This is a genomic window from Paenibacillus sp. FSL H8-0317, from assembly GCF_045040685.1.
In the GTDB taxonomy this organism is placed as follows: Bacteria; Bacillota; Bacilli; order Paenibacillales; family Paenibacillaceae; genus Paenibacillus.
In genome coordinates this window covers 4,158,522-4,171,763 of sequence record NZ_CP150294.1, presented here as the reverse complement: position 1 = coordinate 4,171,763, position 13,242 = coordinate 4,158,522, and the positions used below count along the sequence as shown (strand labels likewise).

Genomic DNA, 13,242 nt, shown 5'->3' with positions numbered 1-13,242 from the left:
GAAAAGGGAATCAGAAAAATCTGGGGATAACAGCGATTGGAAGGTTGTTCTGTCATCGCAGTGCCCGTGTAAATAATCTTAGTCAATTTATAAAGAACCGAATTGAGGTGACGTAGACAGATGATGACCGAGGAGATTCAGGAGCAATATGCGGACGAGCTAGAAGCTTTTCACATATGGATGAAGGATGCCGGATATACAGGCCATACGGTAAAATCATACACAGGTGACGTAGTGGAATTCCTGGTCTCCATTCAAGGAAAGTCACTGGAGCAGGTCAAAAAGCTGCATGTGTTGTCTTTTCTGTCCCGCGCTCGGGAGCGTGGGGTTAGTGATGCCACGAGAAATCGCAAACATGCCGCGGTGAACTGTTTTTACAAGTCCCTCATTGAACTCGATTTGTTAACCAATAATCCGGCGTTTGGGATCAAAAAATCCAAAACCGAGAAAAACCGTGCGCCCGTTTTCCTTGATGAAAGTGGGCTGACACGTTTCTTGGAGTCGGTAGAAGGCAAGTATCGTACACGTAATCTGGCTGTTTTTCTACTGATGGGATATATGGGATTACGGGTTGGAGAAGTGCATGCTCTGGATTGCAAAGACTATAATGCGGAGCGGCGTACATTGGATGTATTTGGTAAAGGTCGTAAATGGCGCTCCCTACCTGTACCGGAGACTGTGGCAAAAGTCTTATCACAAGCGATGGCTGAGCGTCTCGATCCTTGGCGACCGAAAGAGGAAGCGTTATTTGTCTCGCAGAAAGGGAAGAGACTGTCTATTCGCAGTATCCAGCTCATATCTACAGAAACCTTTGAACGCTTCCAGCAGGAATCACCAGCCAATCAACGTCAAAATTACTCCAGTCATAAGCTGCGTCACTCCTTCGCGACCATGATGTTACGGCGTGGAGCCGACCTGCGTACCGTGCAGGAGCTACTGGGTCACGCTTCGATTCAAACAACAACGGTGTACACTCACGTCACCAGTAGGGAGAAAGAAGAGGCTATGGCTCTGCTGGACGTTAAACTCCCGACATATTAGAAGTAAAAAGCCAATATTTATCCCAAAAAGGAGTCTGTCCAAGTGACAGGCTTTTTTGTTATTGGTTTGGATGGAGAGTGATTAAACATAATTAATATTATGTAAACTAATATGTAATACCTAATATCTAAATAGTCATATAAATTGAAGTCAAAACAAAAAACCATTCGCTTCTTCTCTCTGGAAGAAACAAATGGTCCTTTTAGCCAGCACAGATATCTTAATTCACAACATTCAACATGCTAAATCGTTCACGATATGAATGAATGCGAGGCTAGATTATTCCAATCCAGCGATCTGTTCTTTTAATTTGTTAGCAGAAGCCTGGAAGGCTACTTTCTCGGAATCATTCAGCGGAAGAGGCAGAATTTCGCGCACACCGTTACGATCGACAACACATGGAACACCCAGATAAACATCCGATACACCATTGTAGTCTTCAAGGTACGTGGATACGTTCAGAACGGAGCCTTCGTTGCCGAGAATTGCAGCTACAATGCGGTCCAGAGCAAGGGCGATTGCATAGGAAGTCGCTCCTTTGGCATTAATAATCTCATACGCCGCATTTTTGGTACGGTCGAAGATATCCTGTTGTGTTTCTTCATCCAATTCCAGATCTGTTCCTGCAACGTTAGCCAGGCTCCATACCGGCACTTCGGAATCTCCATGCTCACCAATAATGTGTGCGTGAATACTACGCGGGTCGATCCCTTTATTCTTACCAATCAGGTAACGGAAACGTGCGCTATCGAGCAATGTACCTGAACCGATGACACGGGAAGCAGGCCATCCGCTTTGTTTCCACGAAGTATAGGACAAAATATCTACAGGATTGGTTGCAATCAGTAAAATACCATGAGAATTCACTTCAGTAATACGCTCAATAATATCTTTGAAAATGCTTGCATTTTTCTTCAGCAGATCAATCCGGGTTTCGCCAGGCTTCTGGGAAGCACCGGCTGTAATAATAATGATATCCGCATCTTTGCAGTCGGAATAATCGCCAGCCCATACTTTCACGCCTCCCGTAAATGGAAGACCGTGGTTCATATCCAGCATTTCGCCGGTTGCCTTATCATGATTCACATCCACAAATACCAACTCGGACGAACGCTGTCTCAACATTAGCGTGTATCCCGTTGTTGTTCCCACCGCACCCATGCCTACAATCACGACACGACTTGGTTTCAGAGCTGCACTATTTGTCATGTTCATATCATCTCCTTTTTGGGTTATACTCCCATCCATATTAAGGGATTAGAGAATATAAAGCGAGTGTTGTCTATAAAATAGTTCACATTTCATGTCTTTTTACCAATTATTCCGTCGAAAAACAGTTTAGGATGAAATTAATGGTAATAAATGTGCGACCTATAGCCCAGAGTATGAGCTGGAAAAAGGGAGTGGGTCAACCATGAGTCGGCAATTGAGCCTTTTACATAAGGTTTGTGGTAGAATAGGAGCAGTGGATTCTGATGAATCGTAAATAAAACGCCATAGGACAGGCATGCGCGCCTGTATATTGGATGAGAGAGGTGGAACCCACTTGCGTTTGCAATGGATTAAAATCGCGCAGACAGCATTGCTGTCTATAGGTATAGCAGCTGTATTGGCTGCATGCACCGACTCAGATCAACCTCCGGAAGCAGAACCTCCGCAGCAGCAGGAGGACGCCGGGAATACAGGGCAGATATTAACTGTCGTTCCCCCTGTGAACAGTACAGAATCTGCAGATATGGCCAAGTACCAAATACAGACCCGTTTGACCGATTTTCAGTTGCTCAATGACAACGGAGGATTGGCGTGGGGTGTGACGCGGAATGCACTGCGCCTGTACTACACTCAGGATCAGGGAAAGACCTGGACCAATATTTCACCTTCGGAAAATGTACAGTTTCCGGCTAACCCTAAATATGGACAAAGCATTTATTTTGTAGATCGTGCACATGGTTGGATTGTTCGTGAAGGCATGGGTGGAACAGATACCATGGTGCTTCGCACCAACAATGGGGGCGTAACCTGGAGCCTGTCTTCTCTGTCCAAGACGGATAAAGTGACTGCGATCTCATTTGTATCTCCTGAGAAAGGCTGGATTCTCACCACGGTCGATACCGCTATTGGTAAACAGGACAAGAAACTTTACTTCACCGAGGACGGTGGAATTACCTGGAATCGGATGTCATCCAGTGATGAAGATGGCAAACAGGAAGCAGAAGAGATTTCCAAACGTGGATACACCATGGGGATGACTTTCTCGGATCCAAAACATGGTTTCTTAACAGCGCTGGAGTTCGGCACACCGAAGTTATATGTAACATCAGACGGCGGAGAGAACTGGAATACTGGACCAACCTTCTTTGATCGAAACAAATTCAACGGGTGTGGTAATTTCAGTGTTAGTTCACCACAATTTTTTGGACGTGAAGCGCAATCAGCCTGGATGTCAATGTCCTGTTCTCAAGGGGAGAGCACGACATTCAATGGATTCTTTACCACCGATGGCGGAAAGAGCTGGAAGCTGTCCAATTTCACTTTAAACAAACAAACGGGTCCGAATCGTAACCTTTCACCGGTATTTCTGAACGCATCGGAAGGTTGGGCGATGCAAAAGGGCATAACCTACCACACCAAGGATGCGGGCAAAACGTGGAGCGTTCTTCCAGCAAGCAGTGTACTGGAGAAAATTCTCGAAGATTATCCGGAGATTGTGAAGATGCAGATGGTGACTCCCATGCTTGGCTGGATATTGGTTGAAAATACAGATGCCAAAAGATCATTGTTATTGCAAACGGTAGATGGCGGTGTACATTGGAAAGTACTCTAAAGTAGAGTGTTATCGATGTGAATAGATAGGAGAATGGAGAGGAGCCTAAGGGTTCCTTTTCTTTTTTGCTTAGTTTGTGAAATAAATCACAAATAAATATGTTAGAAGGTGATATATTTAACTCAACAAGAGAAGGAGTGATGAAGATGAGAACCAACGGTCAAACTCAAATCACGCAGGCGGATGAATTAACCAGATATATGCTTCAATTATGCTACACATGTGATGATGCGAATCGTTGTACGACAGAGGAAGCGGTGAAGGCTTGCATGGCAGAACACGCACAAGCAGACCAGCCCGAACAAGCCGAAGGTGAAGATGTAACTCGCGGGTTTATGGACTTGATGTACGCATAGGCTAATGATACACGGGTCATTCACAGAGAACGCTCCTGCGGGAGGGTTCTTTTTGATTTGGAGAGAAATGTATGCGCTTTTAAATTCACTTCGCAAATATTGCAGCATGGGTTATTATAGAAATAATTAAGGTAAATTACTCAAAATGTGGAATTGTTTTATTGACTCTTAGTTTGGAGGAAGGTGACAAGGATAAACGTAGTATTCATTAAACCAATGGCTTGTTTTGGGATACCAAAGGACAACTTTTGTCATCCACAAATGTGTTGCTGCAGAAGAGGATAGACTTGTTTATAAAAAATGTTACTTTGATAATTGATGCAACTGTAAAATGATGATTTTGCTAATAAAGCAAAGATGCTCCCTGTAACCTTTGTGATAAAGGCACGAAAACTATATTAGAACGATAAGGAGAGTGGCTAATGAAGATTAATCGAAAATATTACTATGTTAATAAAGTAATCGCTTGTGTTCTGATACTTGCATTCATCATTACGACATGTGCGGTACCTGTAAACGCTGAGGTAGAGAATGTGGAGACTACGCCCTCCAGGATTGCGTTGTCTTCGCTAGAGGAAACGATTGATTCATACGTGGCCACGAATCAGAAGAATACCGCTGCCGTTTCGGTTGTAGCTATCAAGAACGGTGAGACCATTGTGAATAAGGCCTATGGATATGCAGATTTTGAGCTACAGAGAAAAGCAGACACCTCTACTGTATTTGAATGGGGTTCAACTTCTAAACTATTGGTCTGGACGAGTGTTATGCAGCTTGTAGAACAGGGGAAGCTTGATTTGGATACCGATATTCAGGACTATTTGCCGGAAGGATTTCTAAAGAAGCTTGAATACGATGCTCCCGTTACCCTAATGAACCTTATGCATCATAACGCAGGATGGGAGGATAGATTGATAGATTTATGGTATTCATCCGAGAGTGATATTGTGGAATTAGGTGAAGCTTTACAAAAATTTGAACCAAGGCAGATCGATAAACCTGGGAGTGTTGTTGCTTATTCAAACTATGGTACGGCTATGGCTGCTTACATCGTTGAAGTGCAAAGCGGACAACCCTTTTACAAATATGTCAACGAACATATATTTAAACCACTGAACATGAAAGACACATCGATTCACCCGTCACAGTATGATAATCTAAACGTCTTGAAAAGAAGAAACGAGATTCAGGGGTACACTACGAATTTGAAACTCATCCCTAAGAACAGAGCATACATAAGCTTATACCCTGCGGGGGGCGCCATTGGAACAGCAGAGGATGCAGCTAAATTTCTCGCAGCCTTAATGCCGGTGGATCGTAGCAATTTATTGTTTGCGAACAAGGACACGTTAGACGAGATGCTGTCAACCAGTCTATATTACGATGGGACTTCTACTCCACGAATTGCACATGGCTTCTTTGAAGTAGAGTACTGGGTGCCTGCACTGGAACACGCTGGAAGTACGGCGGGATTTTCAAGTAAATTTGTTTTTGACCCGGAGTCTAATTTTGGGTTAGTAGTCATGACAAACCAGTCAAATGAAATGGCTTATAACATTGGTCTTGTACAAAAGGTGTTAGGAAGTAGTTTCAGCACGAATTCAGTTGAATCTGAGGGAGGAGGATATTATCTGCCTGCGCGGCGGGTCGTTTCCGGTTTTACGAAGGCATATTCGATGTTAAGTCTACAGAAATATACCACATTTGACCTTAGTAACTTTGCAAATGTTGTTGAGCGTAACGGCACTGTTGAGAAGGTTTCCATCCCTTATAATGACTTTTTGCCCGTATCCAATTTAACGATAAACTTGATCAAAGCATCTTTTATTGCTCTTGCAATAGCGATCCTGCTCAGTTTGAGAGCGATAATTGGCTATTTTATTCGGTTATCCAAATACAAATTAAAAAACTGGGAAAGACCCGGTACAGGGTTTGATAAATATCATATTGTCATTAATATCGCCAGTCTGGCATTCATTTTGAATACGATCCTATTGTTCATGCGTGCCTTAGGCTTCTCCCCCTATTCTTCATTGCGCACACATCTCATCTTGAACCTGGTTTATGTGATTCTAGCTGTGGTGTATCTTGTCTTGTTGTTCTACAAACTGCTGAAAAGAAGCTATAGTAAAAAGCAAAAGGCGGTATACATCATGTCTGGCATGTCGGCTTTCCTATTTGCTGCTTTTATTATGGGATGGGATTTGTACTTTTAGAGCGGAATTATCGACGAGAACATGATCAGAAAGAGCATGAGATAGTAGAAAGGATAAAACTATGAAAATTCAAGATCTCCCAATTGAAATAAAAGAACATATAGGGAAAGTCCAGAAAATCACTTTTCCTAAGCAAGGTCATACTTCTACTGTGGCTATACTGGATACGTTTGATCAAAAGTACATCATCAAGAAGACAGAAAACGATCTTTATAATGAATGGTTATCCGATGAATATAAGGTGCTTCAATACCTTTACCATACCGGACTCCCTGTTCCAAAGGTATATTCATTTCATACTGAGGACACATCGAGATGGCTGCTGATGGATTATATTGATGGAATAAGTTTAAGAGAATTTCTCTCTAAGATGCCTGACCTTCAAAGTAAAGAAAAAGCGATTTTTAACTTTGGGCTTTGTTTAAAGAAAATACATGAATGCTCTTGTCCTGTTCAATTATTGAACAATAACACTCCTTGGTTAGATTTAATGCTTAACAAAGCAGAATATAATCTAACTCACTTTGCTGTAGACGGATCAGAAGAACTACTTCAACAGTTAAAAGAAGTAAAACCAAAACCAATAGAGAACACTTTCATTCATGGAGATTTTACTATAGATAATGTGCTAGTTAATGATTGCAATATTGTTGGAGTTATTGACTGGGCAGGAGCAGCTTATGGCGATCCAAGATATGATGTAGCATTAGCCATTAGACCGAAACATAATGCGTTTGATAATGAAAGAGATAGAGAAATATTTTATAACGGGTATGGAAATTTAAGAATAACGGATGAAGAATACAATTATTTTGAAGACGGGATATATAACTTCTTTTAGTCTGGCTATAAATCATATTCTTTCAGATTTAAAAATGTTCCGTTTCAGTCATTTGGCTCTTGATCTGTTGAATGCATTAGAGAAGTAAGTTCACACGAACACAACCGAACGGACTATCCGCATCGCAACTAGCGATTGGGCTTAATTCGGAGGAAGTCGTGAACTCAAGACCGGCATACGATAACTTTAAGCAAAGGGATGAAATCTTATGGAATCTTCGGAAATCTTCAATATAGTTGAGTTAACTCTAGAGGGTTTGAAGAAAAGATTAGATAGTAATAATTCATTATTAATACAAGGTTCAACTGGTTATAGTGAGCCTGCAAGATTTACGTTTTATCCGGGTTCATCAAATCAGGAGATCGATTCTTTATTTGAAGAGTTAAATTTAGTTATTCCTTGGGACTATAAAGCTTTTTTACTAAATCATAATGGAGCAGATATATTCGTGCATCCCTTTTATGGAGGGGGGATCCAATTGTATAGCTTAAACATGATTCGACAGGTATACATAGATTATGATTATGTTAGCATGATACCGCAGGGTTGGATTCCAATAGGTTCGGATAATGGAGATATGCTTTTTATAAATACGAATGAATGCATTGATAGATTTTCTAGCTATTTGTATTGGACTGAAATGTTGTTCGTTGATAGCGCAATTAAGGTAAATATGAATTTTGAGAGATGGTTTGAAAGACTGATTATATGTAATGGCGCGCATTTCTGGAATTGGAATAATGAAAATTCTGAACGTTATTATAGGCATTTACAAGGACACATTGAAAATGTGAATAACTATGATGGCAAGAACTATACGCTCGCTTTGTCAAAGAAGGATTAATGACTCCGTATTAGAATAAAGAACTTCAATTCATATCCAATCTCTCTAGAAGGAGTCGAATAAATGAGCCCTCCAAAACATATCTTATCTGCCGCTGCTATCGTGATAAACGACAAGAATGAATTATTACTTATTAGAGGACCACGAAGAGGATGGGAAATGCCAGGTGGTCAAGTAGAAGAAGGAGAATCCCTAAGTCAAGCTGCGGTCAGAGAAACGAAAGAGGAGTCCGGAATCGACATTGAAATCATCAGATTCTGTGGAATATTTCAAAATATTGAAAATTCAATATGTAACACATTATTCCTAGCCAAACCAATAGGAGGAGAATTAATCACATCATCGGAGAGCTTAGAGTCTGGTTTCTTTCCGATCGAAGAAGCCATTTTAAAAGTCGAATGGAAAAACTTCAGAGAAAGAATAGAGTATTGCTTAAAACCTGAGATGCAACCTTTTTGCATTGAGTTCAGTGATAAGAATAATATTTAAAATTTTCCAGAAAGGAAGTTCAATCAATGAACCGATGTAAATCGTCGGAGGGAGAGAAGAGATATCAAGACCAGACGAAATCTCTGAGATTGCATGGTTGGATATAACACAGGCAGATGAGCTTATGCCTTATTACAAGAACGGCTTTAAAAGCTTACTTAATGGCAATGAGATTACATATTTCAACGAAGGTAACAAGTAATGTTCTGAATGTAGTGTATAAAGGAGGCTATCAGATGAACAAGTACAGTGTTTATGAAACAAACAGCTTTTATTGGGATACAAAAGGGAATGACTTTTTGAGTGCAATCGTGCTTCCACATTATGGAGCATTTATCTCAGAAGAAAAACACCAACTTTTTGGTGATGTCTCAGGATTAAAGATGTTAGAGGTGGGCTGTGGAAATGGTCAATCCTTGCAGTATCATGGAGACCGCAAAGCAGGTGAACTGTGGGGTATGGATATATCCCAGAAACAGATAGAAAAGACACAACAACACTTGAGGACATACGGAATTCCTGCAACATTGATATGTTCACCCATGGAAGAGGAATGCGGTATTCCTACTAATTATTTTGACGCTGTGTATTCGATTTATGCCATAGGTTGGACAACCGATCTTGAAGGTACTTTCAGCCGAATCGCTTCTTATTTAAAGAAAGATGGTATTTTTATTTTCAGTTGGTCTCATCCAATTCATAGATGTGTCGTTGAAGAAAATGATAGATTTGTCTTCAATAAGCCATATTCTGATGAATCGTGGTATGCGATATCTCCTGATTTTTGTCAGGGTGAATTAACCTTGGCTGATCGTCAACTATCAACCTATGTCAATGCGTTAGCGAAAGCGGGATTTGTCATTGAACAAATGATAGAAGAATCCGATGAGGACATCATGCAATTACATAATAATAGCGATAGTCTCCTTAAAAGAGCAAAGATGTTACCTGTATCTTTTGTGATTAAAGCAAGAAAACGGTGATTAAATGAAATGAATCGGAGAGTGGGCTATGTTTAAATATCAAATGGATACTGCTACCTATATATCGCTATTATTTATGCCTTGAAAGCAGATCAATGGAGAACGTAATAAATCAAATTTTATTTTAACTAAAGGAGCGAGTTATGAGAAGATTACCCCTTTTTGTAGTGACAGGCGCAAGTGGAACAGGAAAAACAACGATCTCTTCGCATGTTCGGAAGCAGCTACCCGAATTTGACGTTTTTGATATGGATATCATCGATAATGTGGATTGGCAGATTGCCAAAGAGAATTGGTTGAGGATTGCGTATAACATATCGCTAAGTGGGCGAGGGACTGTTTTATGTGGAACGATGGTTCCGGAAAACATTGCATCGTCCGATTACATAGATCGATTTGATCGAATTCTATATATGAACTTGCATTGTGACGATGTTACTCGCGAGACGCGTTTAAGAGCCCGTGGGTGGGACGTGAACTTGATTGAAGATCATAAAAACTTTGCCAACTGGTTACTCCATAATTCGGAAACTGCGTTTGACCCGCCAATGCAAACAATTGATACGACAGAACTTACAGCAGTGGGAGTAGCTGAACAAATTAAAGATTGGGTTTTAAAGAACTGGTGCGAGGAATGAACATCTAAAAGACATCTTGATGAGACGAAGGAGGTCACGTTTTGTTTCTCAATGTATTACTTTGGTTGATTATTCTCTGGGTGATCTCCCTTTATTTCAGTTTCCCTAAGAAAGATCGCATGTACACAGTCAATGTGCCAAGCACATATTACATTCAATCTTCAAATCGGTTGGATATTCAGAAAAACTACGAATGCGCTGCATTTTCAAGTGCGTTTGTCTTGAGACATTTCGGTTTGGAGTCCAACGGAACAAAGTTATATGAAACCTATCCTCGCAAATTACTGGATGGGACGGTATATCCCAAAGCGGTCGTTGTTTTTTTCAGGAAGCTAGGATATCAGGCAATGTACTTACGAGGAAATGCGAATACGTTGAAAAAACAGATCAGCCAGGGTGTGCCTGTTATTTTATTTATTAGAGTACATCCCAAGCAACGTTATTTGCATTTTGTTCCCGTCGTTGGTTATGATGAAACACATTTTTACTTGGCAGAATCGTTAGACCACAAGATTAATTGTGATGAAGAATATTACAATCGAAAAATCAGTATAAGTGAACTCAACATGTTATGGAGGTCCTGGTTACCTTTTTCTCAAAACTCCTATATCGTTGTACACCCGATGCAGATGTAAGACGACTCTCTTTCAAGGGGTATGATATATTAGCTTTAAACGAACTAATCTGCTTTATTCGGAACGTCTGCGTGATTAAACCAAGCAACTCATGCCCAAATGGCATGAGTTTTTTTGTGAACAAATACCGTTACGTAAACCAGCTCGACTCAATTAATGGTTATGACCGATTTAGATCAACCGTAGGGACGGTGTGATTCAATTTTATTGTTTTTCCTGGGAATAAGCTGAGTTTTTCACTAAAATGGTTGTTCGTCCACGCACCTTTTCATCTACATACGTACGTTAAACTATGTCTTTAGGGAGGTGTCCACACGGTGAGTTATTCAGAAGTGAAGAAACGTATGAGGAGAAAAAAGGCAACATTACACCCGTGTAAAATTAAAAGAAAAGAACGCCGATTAAAAGTGGTTAAAAAGTTCGTTCAAGTAAAATGTCCGCCTCCAGAAGTGAATATATCTACACCTACTGTTGTTGGCCCAACAGGACCACAAGGTATACAAGGCGTACAGGGCGTACAGGGTATTCCAGGTAAACAAGGGGTTGAAGGACCACCAGGAGCTCAAGGACCAGCAGGGGGGCCACCTGGACCACAAGGACCTCAGGGACAGCCTGGTCCTGCTGGAGCGGTAGGCTCTCAAGGCCCGGTCGGACCTGCTGGACCCATGGGAGCACAGGGGATTCCGGGAGAAGCAGGGGCCGTAGGGCCACAAGGTCCGCAAGGTAATCCAGGTCCTGCCGGAGCGATTGGACCTCAAGGTTTCCCCGGACCCGCTGGAGCAGTAGGCCCAGCAGGACCAACAGGTGCAACAGGAGCAATAGGCCCTGCTGGAGCAGTAGGCCCGGCAGGACCAGTCGGTGCAACGGGAGCGGCAGGCTCTGCTGGAGCAGTAGGATCGGCAGGACCAGTCGGCGCAACAGGAGCGGTAGGTCCTGCTGGAGCAGTAGGTCCGACAGGTGCGACTGGAGTAGCTGGTCCCGCTGGAGCCACAGGAGTTACAGGTGCAACAGGAGCAGCCGGAAGTGTACTGGGGTTTGCGGACTTTTTCGCACTGATGCCACCTGATAATGCAGCAACGGTTGCTCCCGGTACTGATGTAAGCTTTCCTCAGGATGGGCCGACAAGTGGAATAACGATCGCACGCACAGGGCCTAGTTCATTCAATCTGGCAGCCATTGGTACGTATCAGATTTTGTTCCAGGTGAGCATCAATGAAGCCGGTCAATTAATCTTAACTCTCAATGGGGCAGATTTGGCTCCTACTGTAGTTGGGCGAGCAACGGGAACGTCTCAGATTGTGGGTATGGCTTTAGTGCAGACAACCGTGATTAATTCTATTCTGACCGTACGGAACCCGGCTGGTAATGCTACAGCATTAACAATCACGCCACTTGCGGGCGGAACAAGACCTGTATCGGCACATCTTGTGATCACACAATTAGCTTGAGTACGTTAACAGCCTAGGCTAATTGTCCTTTGCTTTATTAAATATGCATCTACAATGGTAATATGGGTTTGCTTGAACTGAGATAGCAGTGCTTTACCCGAGGCTGTTATCTCAGTTGGAGCGGATAATGGTACAGGAGTAACTACATATCGGATCCCCTGTTGATTTGTGAGGAATGGTGAAAACGTCACTACTAATTATTTTCTCAGTTGTTAATATGATAAAAATATTGGAAAAACATCAGAGGTGAGTACATGAGGAATGGACACTGGAGAAAAATAACATGGATTGTTGCGGCATTATTATTAATCATGATCACGGCTTGCGGCAATAGCAAATTCAATCCAAACGAATTTTCAGAACAGGATCTGGCTGTGACGAAGACCGACAGTGAGGATAAGATTACGTATGGAATGAGCCAGGAAGAGGCGGAGAAAATCCTCGGTGAGGGAACATCTACTGGTGTGGGTCAATCCTATCAATACAATAATGGAATCACGATTGGGTATAGGGATGCCAAAGTCGTTAGTATCATCTTGAACAAGGACTCGAAAGGGTACTTTAAGACGGCTCGCGAGGCAGAGGCGGGGATGACACATAGAGATTCTCGACCTGTATGGCAAGGAACATGTTTTGGTCGAATCTGAACGTAATATCGATTATGCCTATCATATTCAGAAGGAAACATTCCTGGATGAGAAGTCGCTGCAAGCGGAAAAAGATGATCTGGCTATCTATCGTGCATCGTTTATGCTGACAAAAGAAGGACAGGTTAATCAGGTTATATTGACGGATCAACGATTTGCAACAACCTTTAAATAAAACAGGGCTGCTAGTTAAACAAGGTATTAGATAATGAAATAGTACTTATTTTCGGATAAAGCAACCCTTCGGTATTCTGCCGGAGGATTTTCCCCTTCACACCGT

14 protein-coding genes are annotated in these 13,242 nt (G+C 41.9%); 13 read left to right on the top strand and 1 reads right to left on the bottom strand.

All coding sequences use genetic code 11. From position 1 onward, the window contains the following. Positions 1 to 120 precede the first annotated feature (120 nt). The gene (locus tag MHB43_RS18510) at positions 121 to 1,041 is read left to right on the top strand and encodes a tyrosine-type recombinase/integrase (RefSeq protein ID WP_405117689.1); all 921 of its coding nucleotides are present in this window, start codon (positions 121 to 123) and stop codon (positions 1,039 to 1,041) included. Between the two features lie 279 nt (positions 1,042 to 1,320). Here the strand turns inward: MHB43_RS18510 and MHB43_RS18505 are convergent, their stop codons facing one another. Continuing rightward, a complete protein-coding gene (locus MHB43_RS18505; protein ID WP_405117688.1) occupies positions 1,321 to 2,250 on the bottom strand; it encodes an L-lactate dehydrogenase in 930 nt (309 codons plus the stop codon). Between the two features lie 337 nt (positions 2,251 to 2,587). Between MHB43_RS18505 and MHB43_RS18500 the strand changes: the two genes are divergently transcribed. From MHB43_RS18500 to MHB43_RS18445, 12 genes are all read left to right on the top strand, one after another. Next, on the top strand, positions 2,588 to 3,865 hold the full coding sequence (locus tag MHB43_RS18500; protein ID WP_405117687.1) for a YCF48-related protein: 1,278 nt from the start codon (positions 2,588 to 2,590) through the stop codon (positions 3,863 to 3,865). Positions 3,866 to 4,011: 146 nt separating this feature from the next. Continuing rightward, the gene (locus MHB43_RS18495) at positions 4,012 to 4,221 is read left to right on the top strand and encodes a hypothetical protein (RefSeq protein ID WP_405117686.1); all 210 of its coding nucleotides are present in this window, start codon (positions 4,012 to 4,014) and stop codon (positions 4,219 to 4,221) included. Between the two features lie 593 nt (positions 4,222 to 4,814). Next, positions 4,815 to 6,437, top strand: a complete 1,623-nt coding sequence (locus MHB43_RS18490) for a serine hydrolase domain-containing protein (RefSeq protein WP_405117685.1) — start codon at positions 4,815 to 4,817, stop codon at positions 6,435 to 6,437. 61 nt (positions 6,438 to 6,498) lie between these two features. Continuing rightward, positions 6,499 to 7,278, top strand: coding sequence for a phosphotransferase (locus MHB43_RS18485; protein WP_405117684.1), 780 nt, complete (start codon positions 6,499 to 6,501; stop codon positions 7,276 to 7,278). Between the two features lie 208 nt (positions 7,279 to 7,486). Then, complete coding sequence (locus tag MHB43_RS18480) at positions 7,487 to 8,122, top strand: SMI1/KNR4 family protein (RefSeq protein WP_339177041.1); 636 nt, start codon at positions 7,487 to 7,489, stop codon at positions 8,120 to 8,122. A 63-nt stretch (positions 8,123 to 8,185) separates the two neighbouring features. Then, a complete protein-coding gene (locus tag MHB43_RS18475) occupies positions 8,186 to 8,611 on the top strand; it encodes an NUDIX hydrolase (RefSeq protein WP_221821582.1) in 426 nt (141 codons plus the stop codon). Between the two features lie 236 nt (positions 8,612 to 8,847). Beyond that, the gene (locus MHB43_RS18470; RefSeq protein ID WP_339177039.1) at positions 8,848 to 9,594 is read left to right on the top strand and encodes a class I SAM-dependent methyltransferase; all 747 of its coding nucleotides are present in this window, start codon (positions 8,848 to 8,850) and stop codon (positions 9,592 to 9,594) included. 143 nt (positions 9,595 to 9,737) lie between these two features. Then, on the top strand, positions 9,738 to 10,232 hold the full coding sequence (locus tag MHB43_RS18465) for an AAA family ATPase (protein ID WP_221821580.1): 495 nt from the start codon (positions 9,738 to 9,740) through the stop codon (positions 10,230 to 10,232). Positions 10,233 to 10,273: 41 nt separating this feature from the next. After that, on the top strand, positions 10,274 to 10,867 hold the full coding sequence (locus MHB43_RS18460) for a C39 family peptidase (protein WP_221821578.1): 594 nt from the start codon (positions 10,274 to 10,276) through the stop codon (positions 10,865 to 10,867). Positions 10,868 to 11,184: 317 nt separating this feature from the next. Beyond that, positions 11,185 to 12,315, top strand: a complete 1,131-nt coding sequence (locus MHB43_RS18455) for a collagen-like protein (protein ID WP_339177037.1) — start codon at positions 11,185 to 11,187, stop codon at positions 12,313 to 12,315. Between the two features lie 254 nt (positions 12,316 to 12,569). Further along, positions 12,570 to 12,962: a hypothetical protein gene (locus tag MHB43_RS18450; protein WP_339177035.1), complete on the top strand. Its 393-nt coding sequence runs from the start codon at positions 12,570 to 12,572 to the stop codon at positions 12,960 to 12,962. Beyond that, entirely contained in the window at positions 12,949 to 13,137 is a 189-nt protein-coding gene (locus MHB43_RS18445) for a hypothetical protein (RefSeq protein ID WP_339177033.1), read from the top strand. The genes MHB43_RS18450 and MHB43_RS18445 overlap by 14 nt, the downstream gene beginning before the upstream one ends. Positions 13,138 to 13,242 lie beyond the last annotated feature (105 nt).

Bases quoted from the DNA above. Each gene is read 5' to 3' on its own strand.
- MHB43_RS18475 (WP_221821582.1), top strand. From the start codon at position 8,186: ATGAGCCCTCCAAAACATATCTTATCTGCCGCTGCTATCGTGATAAAC.
- MHB43_RS18450 (WP_339177035.1), top strand. From the start codon at position 12,570: ATGAGGAATGGACACTGGAGAAAAATAACATGGATTGTTGCGGCATTA.
- MHB43_RS18495 (WP_405117686.1), top strand. From the start codon at position 4,012: ATGAGAACCAACGGTCAAACTCAAATCACGCAGGCGGATGAATTAACC.
- MHB43_RS18465 (WP_221821580.1), top strand. From the start codon at position 9,738: ATGAGAAGATTACCCCTTTTTGTAGTGACAGGCGCAAGTGGAACAGGA.
- MHB43_RS18485 (WP_405117684.1), top strand. From the start codon at position 6,499: ATGAAAATTCAAGATCTCCCAATTGAAATAAAAGAACATATAGGGAAA.
- MHB43_RS18505 (WP_405117688.1), bottom strand. From the start codon at position 2,250: ATGACAAATAGTGCAGCTCTGAAACCAAGTCGTGTCGTGATTGTAGGC.
- MHB43_RS18510 (WP_405117689.1), top strand. From the start codon at position 121: ATGATGACCGAGGAGATTCAGGAGCAATATGCGGACGAGCTAGAAGCT.
- MHB43_RS18470 (WP_339177039.1), top strand. From the start codon at position 8,848: ATGAACAAGTACAGTGTTTATGAAACAAACAGCTTTTATTGGGATACA.
- MHB43_RS18480 (WP_339177041.1), top strand. From the start codon at position 7,487: ATGGAATCTTCGGAAATCTTCAATATAGTTGAGTTAACTCTAGAGGGT.